The 11,455-nt window shown below is 42.3% G+C and carries 8 protein-coding genes and 1 pseudogene; 3 read left to right on the forward strand and 6 right to left on the reverse strand.

The features are described 5' to 3' along the window. From V7K73_RS29505 to V7K73_RS29515, 3 genes and pseudogenes are all read right to left on the reverse strand, one after another. Positions 1-602 (reverse strand): annotated as a pseudogene (locus V7K73_RS29505) (hypothetical protein); the annotation flags it as partial. A 68-nt stretch (positions 603-670) separates the two neighbouring features. Further along, complete coding sequence (locus V7K73_RS29510) at positions 671-4,201, reverse strand: response regulator (protein WP_334885623.1); 3,531 nt, start codon at positions 4,199-4,201, stop codon at positions 671-673. Between the two features lie 136 nt (positions 4,202-4,337). Next, a complete protein-coding gene (locus tag V7K73_RS29515; protein WP_334885624.1) occupies positions 4,338-4,577 on the reverse strand; it encodes a hypothetical protein in 240 nt (79 codons plus the stop codon). 799 nt (positions 4,578-5,376) lie between these two features. On the opposite strand from V7K73_RS29515, the gene V7K73_RS29520 reads away from it, so the two are divergent. Both V7K73_RS29520 and V7K73_RS29525 read left to right on the forward strand, forming a co-directional pair. Next, positions 5,377-6,009 (forward strand): GNAT family N-acetyltransferase, encoded by a 633-nt coding sequence (locus tag V7K73_RS29520; protein WP_334885626.1) that lies wholly within the window; start codon positions 5,377-5,379, stop codon positions 6,007-6,009. A gap of 845 nt (positions 6,010-6,854) precedes the next feature. Next, entirely contained in the window at positions 6,855-7,409 is a 555-nt protein-coding gene (locus tag V7K73_RS29525; protein WP_229492762.1) for a hypothetical protein, read from the forward strand. Between the two features lie 8 nt (positions 7,410-7,417). Here the strand turns inward: V7K73_RS29525 and V7K73_RS29530 are convergent, their stop codons facing one another. The 3 genes from V7K73_RS29530 to gor form a co-directional block, all read right to left on the reverse strand. Next, a complete protein-coding gene (locus tag V7K73_RS29530) occupies positions 7,418-8,563 on the reverse strand; it encodes a histidinol-phosphate transaminase (protein ID WP_334885628.1) in 1,146 nt (381 codons plus the stop codon). A 176-nt stretch (positions 8,564-8,739) separates the two neighbouring features. Next, positions 8,740-9,375, reverse strand: coding sequence for a YqiA/YcfP family alpha/beta fold hydrolase (locus tag V7K73_RS29535; protein WP_334885630.1), 636 nt, complete (start codon positions 9,373-9,375; stop codon positions 8,740-8,742). Between the two features lie 94 nt (positions 9,376-9,469). Next, positions 9,470-10,846 (reverse strand): glutathione-disulfide reductase, encoded by a 1,377-nt coding sequence (gor, locus tag V7K73_RS29540; RefSeq protein WP_334885632.1) that lies wholly within the window; start codon positions 10,844-10,846, stop codon positions 9,470-9,472. Between the two features lie 342 nt (positions 10,847-11,188). Here gor and V7K73_RS29545 point away from each other — a divergent pair. Continuing rightward, positions 11,189-11,455: hypothetical protein (locus tag V7K73_RS29545; RefSeq protein ID WP_334885634.1), on the forward strand; the 267-nt coding region annotated here is incomplete at its 3' end.

Here is an 11,455-nt window from a genome sequence, read left to right on the forward strand (position 1 = left end):
AGTTCTTGTTGACGTTGACGTTGATGTTCTTGAGCAAGTTCTTGTTGACGTTGACGTTGATGTTCTTGAGCAAGTTCTTGTTGACGTTGACGTTGATGTTCTTGAGCAAGTTCTTGTTGACGTTGACGTTGTTGAGCAACTTCTTGTTGACGTTGACGTTGTTGAGCAACTTCTTGTTGATGTTGACGTTGTTGAGCGATCGCATTTTTATTATTTGTTAATGCGATTGCACTTCTATCTTGACCGCTAAGGGCAGATTTTGCTGTTAACTTATCTTTTGGAACTACTTGCTTTGGTAACTTTACTGCTTGTACCTTTTGAATTGTGGATGGTTGCTTGGGCGAGACTGGTTTTGGTTTAGACGCAACTTTTCTTGTTCTTGGTTTTGTCTCAGAATAAATCTCTACAACTTCAATTGGAATAGTGGCTTCATTTGGCTGCTGCCACAAGCGGCTAAACTGAGATGAGCGCATCAGCCAGAACGCTAGCAAGTGCAGAGAGACTGAACCTATAACGACAGAAATCCACAAAGCTGGTGGATCGGTGTGTCGCCTCCAGACTTTGTTTGAAATTGGAGTTTTGTCTGCAACTGATGGTGTCATATTATATAAACTGGATATGATTAGGCACTCTTACTCATTACTAATGCTTTAAAATACCAGTCTAAATTTTAGCGATTAACCATTACCTCTGGTTTAACAGCAAAAGTCAAAACTGTTTCATCTACTCCTTTAAGTTCTAGCGGACTACCTTTAGTAATTTCTTCTTCCTGCAAATAATCTGCCACGGCAGCAGAAACCAAGATAGTACCGGGAACAGCAGCAGCTTGTAACCTTGCAGCAATATTCACACTTGGCCCAATGGCAGTATAATCAGCCCGTTCAGCACTACCAAACATCCCCACAACAGCAGTCCCTTGGTGAATACCGCACCGAAACTGGACGCTATTAAGTCTGTCACCATCGAATACACCTTGATTTCGCCAGCGTTGGTTCAACTCAGCCAGTGAGCGGTGCATTGCTCGTGCTGTATTGATCGCACGACGCACTTGTTCATTGGGGGTTAACTCTTCCGGCGCTCCATATAGAGCTAAGATACCATCTCCCATAAATTTATCTACAGTGCCGCCATTGCCAAATACAACTTTGGTCATGGCTTCTAAATATTCATTTAGCAACTCTGCGACTCGTCGGGATCTGAGAGTATTTGATAGCTGTGTAAAACCCACGATATCACTAAACAAAACTGTAATTAAGCGTGGTTCTGGACGTAAATCTAAGGTTAAATCTCCGGTTGCGGCTTTTTGTACCAATACAGCCGGTAAAAAGCGCTTTAATACGGATTCTGTTAAATAAGTATTTAACTCCACAATTCGCCGTTCATTTTCCTTCAATGCCAAAAGATTCCGAACTTCCGCCAAAAGTTCCCGATCGTTGAATGGTTTTGCTAAATAAGCATCCGCACCATGTTCTGTACCTTCGATGCGGGTTTCCTCGTCAGCTTTTGCTGTCAGCAGAATGATTGGTATTCCTTTCAACTTCTCCTCTTGACGGATCATTTGAATCATTTCAAGTCCGCTCACCAGGGGCATCATTAAGTCAGTCACAATCAAGCTGGGTATAATTTCCTTAGCTATAGCGTGTCCTTCAGAACCGTTACGAGCTGTGCGTACATGATAGCCGTTGCGGCGGAAAATTTCAGATACATAGGTTCGTAAATCCGGGTTGTCATCTACAACTAAAATTGAGTGCTGAGTCTTAAGTGCTGAGTCTTGAGTATCAATACTGGGGGAGGAGTTTATTGTAATATCTTCAATATTGTCTGTTGTTGATACCAGTTCTAAATCAGCCAATTCTACGCTAGCACGGCTTGTATTCAGTTCGGTAGTCGTTTCTAGTACTTGCTGTGCGGGTAAATGAGCATTTCCAGTCACCAGCCATAAACTAAAGGTAGTGCCTTGTCCGTAAACTGATTCCACAGTGACTTGACCACCATGTAATTCGACCAATTCTTTAACTAAAGCTAAACCCAAACCACTACCTTCATAGGAGCGGTTTGCTGAACCTTCAGCTTGGCGAAAGCGCTCAAAGAGGTAGGGAATTTGTTCTTTAACAATGCCAATTCCAGTATCTTGTACTTGTAAGATGCAGCGATCGCGCTCAGATTTTAGTCTGACACCGATCGTCCCACCTTCGGGAGTAAACTTCATAGCATTTGAAAGCAGATTATAAACCACCTTGTCAAATTTTTCCGTATCCAAGTACACCGGAGAACATTCATCTAACTGGGTGACCAGATGCAGTCTCTTTTTCTCACAGTAGGGACGAAAAGATTCCACTATTTGGCTAACAAATTCTGCTAAATCGCAGGGATGGAAGCTAGGCTGCATTCTCCCTGCATTCAGGCGTTGTAAATCTAGGAGTTGATTTACCAGTCGCAGCAGACGGCGAGAGTTACGCAGGGCGATCGCACTTTGGGGGTAAGATAATCCTTCACCAGCCGCCACCGCCGACTCTAAAGGCCCTTGAATCAAGGTGATGGGTGTACGAAACTCATGGGAAATATTTTGGAAAAATTCGGTTTTTTGTTTGTCTAATTCCAGTAAACGTTCAGCTTGTTGGCGAGTTTTCTGATACAGGTATGACTGCTGCACAGCGATCGCTGCTTGAGCTGCTACTGCTTTCGCCAAATCAATATCAGATGAGAGCCATCGGCGTACTTTTTTACCTTCATGTAACGTAATACTACCGATACATTTACCATCAGCCAATAATGGTACAAACATTAGCGATCGCGCTGGCATGTTTAAAGGCAAATCAAAACCCTGCACATCTGAGGGAGAATGGCTCACATTACCAATTACCACAGGTTCATGCGTCTGTAGCATTTGTTGGAGGATTGGATTCTCCTGTATAGATGCTTGAGAATAGGGTAATCTCGGAGGGACTAGATGATTTTTGCTACCTGGATTATTGTCTGGGGCTGGGCTGTGCCTACGTAAATTTTCCGAATGTTGAAAACTGTCATACAAGCCTACACACTCGACAAACTCATCTTCCTCTGTCCACAAAGACAAGACGCAGCCATCGACTTGTAAGGCTTGTCCCAATTGCTGCGTGATCGCCGCAAAAATATCTTGGGGGTCTAAGCTAGAGCGAATCGCGCTAGTAATTGTATTAATCAAGCTCTCTCGCTTGGCAAGAGCACGTACTTGTTCGTAAGCATAAGCTTGAGACAAAGCTAAAGCTGCCTGATCTGCCACCATCAACACTAGCTGCACTTCATCATCCCCCCAAAAGCGAGGCACAGAACACTGATGCAGTGCCAGCACTGCCATCAGTTCTTGTTGGCAGATCAATGGCACAACTAAACTAGAGCAAATGTTAGCGGCAGTAAAAGCTTCCCCGCGTTGGCGCAGTTCGGGAGTATTACCGTGAATCCGCTGATCATCAGTTACATCGTGAATCACCTGGACTTCACGAGTTTCCCACACCGTTTGAGCCAAAAGAGGCAAAGGGACAGTGGGTGAGAGGGACACAGCAGAAGAATTATTTGCTTGTACCTCGGCTTGTGTCTGTTCCCCTACTTCTTCAGAAAGAGGCTTCTGATAAATGAATCCTTTATCAGCTAACTGCTCATCTTGGAAGGGACGCAACAGGCAAACATCCACCTCCAACATGTGACCCACTGTATCTACAATTGCCTGTAAAATTTGGCGATAGTCTAAAGCACTGCGAATCGTATTTGTAACGGTATTCAGCAGCGATTCTTGTCGGAGTGTGCGGGTAAGCTCGCGGGTGCGGGCTTTGAGGACATTGTGAGTATCCAAAGCTTGGCGTACTACTGCTTTGAGTTCCTCAGCTTCCCACGGTTTAGTGACATATTTAAATACCTTACCAGCGTTGATAGCTTCCACCAAGTCTTCGACATCGGTGTAGCCAGTTAAAATAATCCTGATAATATCTGGATATTGAGTTGCTGTCAGGCTCAAAAATTCTGTACCGCTCATCATCGGCATCCGCTGATCGGAGATGATCACTGCGACCTCCCCCTCTTGAGCCAGCAGATCGAGTGCCGCAGGGCCAGAGTTTGCCCTTAGCACCTTATAGTCGCGATAGAAAGTGCGGTAAAGCAAGTCAAGGTTGTCTGGTTCATCATCGACAACCAAAATTTTAGGCTTACTGTTTGCTTGGGATTTCATGCACCGCTTTCCTGCTGCAACGGCAGTCGGATAAAGAATTTTTCTGAGTCAGGTATAGAGCAGAGCATTTTGACCAATAAAGCTGTTTGGCTACATGACTGCTGAGTGTAGGAGCGTTTACTCACAGTAATTCGTCTCAATGGCTTATACCGATTACCGTTTGCTTTGGTGCAGTGTAATTGCTTTCATAGTCAGTTTTAGGGTTACAGAGTCGCCGCTTGCTTGCCAAATCTTCTTTCACCTCCTGTAAGCAATGTTTGATACTACATACAGCGCTCATAGCTAGCTGACAAATCCAGATGAAGCTGCATATTAAGTTTTCCCTTTGCAGCAGTTGTACTAACACTTGCAGGTAAATTTTATTTATGGTAGTCATGGTAGAGTCAGTAATATTAAAACAAGAAGATTTAAAGCCAAAGTATACTATTAGACAAATACCTCTTTCTAATTTAGCAATCAGAACTATCATTAAGACAAGTGTAGGGTTAAGAAGTTAGGGATTAGGAATCTTGGAGATTCTCACCCACTAGCTGCACAGCCTGCTACTATTACCTAGTAAGGCAAGGCAAAAGTTAATCTTGAGCCAGTGCGCCCTTGCGGCTCTAGTGACTTGTTCGCTCTTAGCGTTAAAGTAGAATAGCAACTGGCTCTCAAAAGTCAAAAGCCTCTTATTTTGAGCTTTTTGGCTGTAATGAAATGGTAGGTTTATTTCTGCCGACCTGTACTAGTGGTAAAGTCCTGTTAGTGTAGCAGCAATTGCATAAGCAAGTTCAGTACTGCAACTAAAGCTGGTTTGCAACTAGAATTTTTCGGTAGTGTACTTACTTAACAATTTTGTAGGTAATGTTTACGGACAGGTTATGCTATTTATCTACCCATTTACCTAAACCTGTTTAACTTTACAGATGTTTTTGTGGTAAATAGACTGAGATATTCCCTACCTAAAGCAAGGGATGCACCTGAACCTAATAAACTTAAAATTGTAGATTAATGAAGCTGTAACTTTTAAGATTCTTCCAAAAATACAGGCTATAAAGCCCCAAACTAAAGTGTAAAACTTTGTCCGCTCCACAAGCAAAACCAAATTAGCAATCTTAAGTCAGTTCAATATCCTGGGCAGATATAAAGTTTTTCTCAGTTTAAATGGTGTTTAAGGATATTTGAGTAAATTTTCGTTGAATAAAATCAATACTAAACTAGCCTTGAAATATCGGTTTTTTCATCCATACCAGCAACAGCCAATAGATCCAGCTTGCTGGCAATTTCAAATTCGTACAGCTACACCTGCTGATCTGATCGGTGTTTCTCAAATTATTGCTGAAAGCTTTCACTCCCAACAGGGGATATGGGGATGGGCTTTTCCATTGCTACGTTTGGGTATTTACGAAGACTTAAGGCATCGCATGGCCTCACCGCCGTCGCGTCATATTTGTCTAGTCGCCTTTGAAGCTACTACTGGTGTGGCTAATAACTTAGTTGGAAGCGTAGAACTGGGTGTACGTTACAGTGATTCGTGGAGTCAGCTTGGCATGGATTTTCCTTACTTGTCTAATTTAGCAGTTCACCCACAATACCGTAGACACGGTGTTGCTTCAGGCTTACTGACTAGCTGTGAAAAAGTTTCTCGTGACTGGGGATTTAAAGACTTATATCTCCACGTTTTGGAAAAGAATTATCAAGCAAGGCAACTTTATTTCAAGCTGGGATATCGGGTGCATAAAGTCGAATCGAATTGGAATACATTTTTTCTAAGACGCTCAAGCCAAATGTTATTGCACAAGCATCTAAGTCCTGATTCCACTATTTGATTTTATTTTGGCAATACTTAAGCAAGTTTTGATGTTGTAATTACTTTGGGGCAAATTTCTCACCAATATCTACAATCAAAGCACAAGCTAACTTAATTAAAAACTAAGCTAATATGAGCTATGGGACTGATATTTGATTTGAGAAATACACGTAGGGTGTGTCAGACGAGAGTACAGCACTGTCCGAAGATAGTGGGTTACGGACTCCCTTTTAACGCACCCTACATATACTGAGATTTTTGAAATAATTATCGAACTGCACCGCCATGTTTACGAGAGGCTTCCGCCAAGGGGTAGCTTCTGGTAGATAAGAAAATAAAAAAAGGTTACAAATCATTTAAGATTCCTATATAGCTTTAAATAATTCTTTTAAACATGTTTTGTTTGGAATTTTTAAGGATTTTATTATTCGTAATATTAAGAAAAATCTAACTTGGTAAAACTTTTTGAAATGCTGAAGTATTAAAGTTTGTCTTTTATATTTGCTATTAAACAATAAGTATTTTAAAATATTTTATTACATAGGTAAATAAATTAATTACAATCAAAATAGCTGTATAATTTACTTGAGAAAACTAGCCATAGCTCATAATAACTTTTTAATTCCGATATTCATCTTTATAAAAACTTTAAGAAAACCCTCTCATAATTGGAAGACAAATCTAGTTATATCTCATAAAATATGATCACTCAATTACTAAAGAATGCCTATTTATTACTAATCTTAGTAAAATTGGCCAAAAGACTCTTGATAATATAAAGAATTCCAAAACCTGATTTGACATAACAGCTAATTCTGTTTTGAAGTGCATACTACTACCAAATTCGTTGAAATTTTAAAAAACATGGATAGCGAACAGCATCGGCGCTATCAGACTTCTATGGTATCAACTTATTACCCTGAAGCTAGTTTCCTTGATTCTCTTGTCATGCCAGACGGAACTGAGCAATCGCAAGGCTCGGATATCCTTACACGTTTACACAGTGGGGAAGTTTTCATCGTCAATAGTCGTAGACGAAATGGATTAATCCTTTTTAAACGCTATCATGCAGAATTTGCTGGGCCTGGGGCTGCTGTAGGTGGGGATTACGATTGTGATTGCCAAAGGGCGCTGCCCATAGGTAATCTGTCTTTATTAACTCCCGAATCTAATGAAGAACGCCAGAAGGCTTACTTGATTAGGCGACAGTGGATCAGATTGATCAAACAAATTACAGAAAATCCAGTGCCTGGACAGCGAGTTCAGAAAATTCTCGATCAATTTGAACAATACTTTCCACCAGATATAGTGGCGCTTCTGCCGGATGTTGCTTTTGCCCTTTTAGTAGGTGTGCTGCCACAAACGGTGGGAATAGTACGCCGTTTGGGCAGTGAGGTGAACAGCCGATTTAATTACTGAGTGAATTGCTAAAATTGCAAATTTGCCAAAACAGCTTGTACTCGATTAACGGTGCGGGCGTTTTCCTCTATTGTCCCTACAGTAATTCGCAATCCTGGGCTAATGTGTCGTACAACGGTGCCAAGTGTTCTAAGTTTCTGGTGGAAAGCTTTTAACGCAGCATCTGGTGAATTAAAGCTATTTGGTTTAAGACGTAGGTAAATAAAGTTAGCAGCGCTTGCGGTAATTTGTAGTTCTGGTTGCTGGGATAAAATTTCGATGAGTTTAGCTCGTTCACTCAGGGTTTGAGAAATTGATTCCAGTAAGAGTGTGCGGTTTTGTAAAGCAACTAATGCTGCTGCTATAGAAAAGCTAGGGAGATTGTAAGGTAAGCGAACTTTTTCTAAGATGGCGATCGCTTCGGGATGAGCTACGCAATAGCCAACACGGAGAGCTGCCAACCGGAAGGCTTTAGAAAAAGTACGTAATATCACCCAATTGGGGCGCTGTGCTAATTCACCGACTAGGGTAGTTTGACTGAATTCAAAATAAGCTTCATCAATTACTACCAAAATATGCTCACTCAAACTTCTTAACCATGCCAACTCTGCCGCAGTTAAGCTATTGGCTGTCGGTGAATTGGGATGCACTACAAAAACTACGCGAATCGGGGGATTTTGAGTATTTTCGATCGCAGCCTGTGCAGCTTTTAAGTCAATCTCAAAATTTGTTTCATTTCTACCCACCGCGACTACAGGAATACCCAAAGTTTGTGCCAAAATTCCATACATAGAGAAAGTGGGATTGGCAACTAGAATTGAACCTTCTCCTCCTAGACAGGTGGCGATTAATAAAGAACGGATTAGTTCATCTGAACCATTTCCAACAGAAATATTGGCAGCAGTAGTAGATGGCGAGATGACGGCTGATTCATTGACGTATTCGGCGATCGCATCTTTAAGTGTCTCATGTCCGCCATCAGGATAACGATTTGTTTCAATTACTTGCTGATATGTCCAGGCTAGCTTCTCTTTTAACTCAGGTGGTAAATCATAAGGGCTTTCATTTGTATCTAGCCGATCAAATTGCCCGGCTACAGATTCGGCTGTATCGCTGCTGGGGTGGGGTTTGTAGGCGGTAAATTTCGCTAAATCTGACCGGATAAAGGGAAGCATATAAATTTTGGATTTTAGATTTTAGATTTTGGATTTTAAATCAATACTGTTGACAAAAGACTTATTTTCCCCTAGCCATCCTTGATAGTGGGTGAATATAGCCTCTTTGGATCTACAAGTTAAATAGTAGTTACTGAAAAATATTAGATTAGGTCTGAGTTTAATATTTTACAGCTTCAAGGTAATTGGCAAAAGAGGCGAATTGCCTGCCAAATTTCTTCCATAACATTACCCAAGGCATGGTCGCTCTCAAGTTCGACTAACTTTACCCAAGGACGCAAACGCCCAAAGTTACGACTGGCTTCGATGGGGATGACTTCATCGTTTTTTCCATGCAAAATCAGGGTGGGGATAGGACGTTGCAAAAACTTCTCTTGGTATTGAGCAGCATCTGTAACAAAATCGTAACTTAAGGGAAGCTTTCGCTGCTGGCCATAGTGGTAGACCATGATATATTTTTCTTGCTGCCACCGTTGTACTTCTTCATCGCCTAGCTTGGGCAACCAATGGGATAAAAACTCAAAAGCTGGTGCTAGCAGCACGAGACGCTGTATTTGTAAATATTGCTGTCCCAAGTGGGCAGAGGTCAAGCCGCCTAAACTTGAGCCAATGAGCGTTACTGGCGTAGAATTATTACTGAATTCTGCGGCAACTTGAGTAATCTGACGAGTCATTGTCAACTGCGAAAAATCGCCAGCATTTAGATCGGGAATTTTGAGCTTTGTGTGAATTTGGGCAAAGCGATCGCCTATATCCCGCGCTTTGGTAGAATTAGGGCTAGAAGCGAAACCGTGAAGATATATATATTGCAAAGCTGTAAATAGTTAAGAGTGAGAAGTCAAGAATTTTAAGTTAGGAATTTCTTTCTTCAACTCATAACTCATAACTCTTAACTCCTAACTCTTATCACCGCATTGTGACAAATTCTTCCGCTACGGAGGGATGAATACCAACGGTGGCATCAAAGTCTTTTTTAGTTGCGCCCATCTTGACAGCGATCGCTACACCTTGAATGATCTCACCGGCATGTTCACCCACCATGTGAGCTCCTAGCACTTTGTCAGTGTTGCTATCAACCACCAACTTCATCATTGTTTTTTCTTGCTTACCAGTCAAAGTATAGTACATGGGGCGAAAGCGAGTGTGAAAAATTTTGACGGCATCACCAAGTTTTTCCCGTGCTTCGGCTTCTGTCGAGCCAACTGTAGCGGCTTCTGGGGTAGAAAATATGGCTGTGGGAACAGTTTCGTGACTGAATTCGCGGCGGTTATTGCCGAATTCACTATCTGCAAAGGCTCGTCCTTCGCCAATGGCGACGGGAGTTAAATTGATTCGGTCTGTGACATCGCCAACGGCAAAGATATTCGGTTGATTAGTTTGACTATATTCATTGACTGCGATCGCATTTGTGGTATTGTACCCTGGACCTTCCATAGAAGTAGCAACAACATCAACCCCAGCGTTTTCTAAACCTAGCCCATCGACATTGGGAGTTCGACCAGTCGCCACTAAAAACACGTCGGCAATTAGTGGTTCCTGGTCTTCTTTTGATAAAGTCAGTTTAAAACCTTCCGGCACGCGTTCAATTGTTTTTACCACATTATTCTTAATCAGCCTAATTCCGTGGTTCGTCATCCCCTCTTCAATTTCTGTACGGATGTCCTCATCAAACCCCTTCAAAATCTTTTCACCTCTGGTAATTTGTGTAACCTCAGAACCCAAACCACGCATGATACAGGCAAATTCTGTGCCAATATAACCAGCGCCAAGAATGACGATGTGTTTTGGTTGTTCTTTTAGATGAAAGATTTCGTTAGAGGTAATGCCATATTCCATCCCTGGTAAATCTGGCTTGATCGGACGCCCACCAACAGCAATTAAAATTTTATCTGCTGTAACTTTGCGTCCATTCACTTCTACTGTATGGGGGTCTAGCAATGTGGCGCGACCAGAAATTAGTTCTACTCCCGCTTTTTCTAACAAGCTGATATGTAGTTGCGACAGTCGCCGAACTTCGTTATCTATAGATGTAATGAAATATTCCCAGTCTAACTCGGCATTACCTACTTTCCAGCCATAGCCGGAAGCTTCACTGAAGAGTGCAGGAAAGTGAGAGCCATAGACCATGAGTTTTTTGGGAATGCAACCGCGAATCACACAAGTGCCACCAACCAAATCATATTCTGCGATCGCCACTTTTGCCCCATAGCTAGCCGCCCGTTTGGAAGCCGCCAAACCTCCAGAACCCGCACCAATTACAAACAGGTCGTAATCAAAAGTCATAAATTTATGTTCTCTTTAGCAAAAAGTTAATTCCTGGGAACTTACACAGAAAACGTCATTGAACTATATAAGGATATCCGGTAAACCCTGTGTAAGTCCTGTCCTTGATTTAATCTAGCGTTAGCAGATGTTCTCTGATCGTAGGGAATATCACTTTTTGCTTGGATTGCTGTAGTAGAGACAGTAACTAAAATTGTTTGTCATGGTTCTGCCTCTGGTGTCGGGCATAACTATGTGCTACTGCGCTGGAGCAGTTAAGTCCCACAGTACTTACACAAAATTATCACAAAATCAACCGCGTTCGGCATTCGCAGAGCATCTTGTACCCCCATTAGCAGTTTTATGTGCTTGGAAGCTGAGTTGGGGTTACGGGTGTTGGAACTGTTGGGGTTACGGGTGTTGGAGCCGTTGGGGTTACGGGTGTTGGAGCCGTTGGGGTTACGGGTGTTGGAGCCGTTGGGGTTACGGGTGTTGGAGCCGTTGAGGTTACAGGTGTTGGAACTGTTGGGGTTACGGGTGTTGGAACTGTTGGGGTTACGGGTGTTGGAGCCGTTGGGGTTACAGGTGTTGGAACTGTTGGGGTTACGGGTGTTGGAGCCGTTGGGGTTA

The sequence above is a fragment of the Nostoc sp. genome, from assembly GCF_036916975.1.
GTDB lineage: Bacteria > Cyanobacteriota > Cyanobacteriia > Cyanobacteriales > Nostocaceae > Nostoc.

Coding starts and splice junctions, on each gene's coding strand:
- V7K73_RS29510 (WP_334885623.1), bottom strand. CDS start 4,201: ATGAAATCCCAAGCAAACAGTAAGCCTAAAATTTTGGTTGTCGATGAT.
- V7K73_RS29515 (WP_334885624.1), bottom strand. CDS start 4,577: ATGACTACCATAAATAAAATTTACCTGCAAGTGTTAGTACAACTGCTG.
- V7K73_RS29525 (WP_229492762.1), top strand. CDS start 6,855: ATGGATAGCGAACAGCATCGGCGCTATCAGACTTCTATGGTATCAACT.
- V7K73_RS29530 (WP_334885628.1), bottom strand. CDS start 8,563: ATGCTTCCCTTTATCCGGTCAGATTTAGCGAAATTTACCGCCTACAAA.
- gor (WP_334885632.1), bottom strand. CDS start 10,846: ATGACTTTTGATTACGACCTGTTTGTAATTGGTGCGGGTTCTGGAGGT.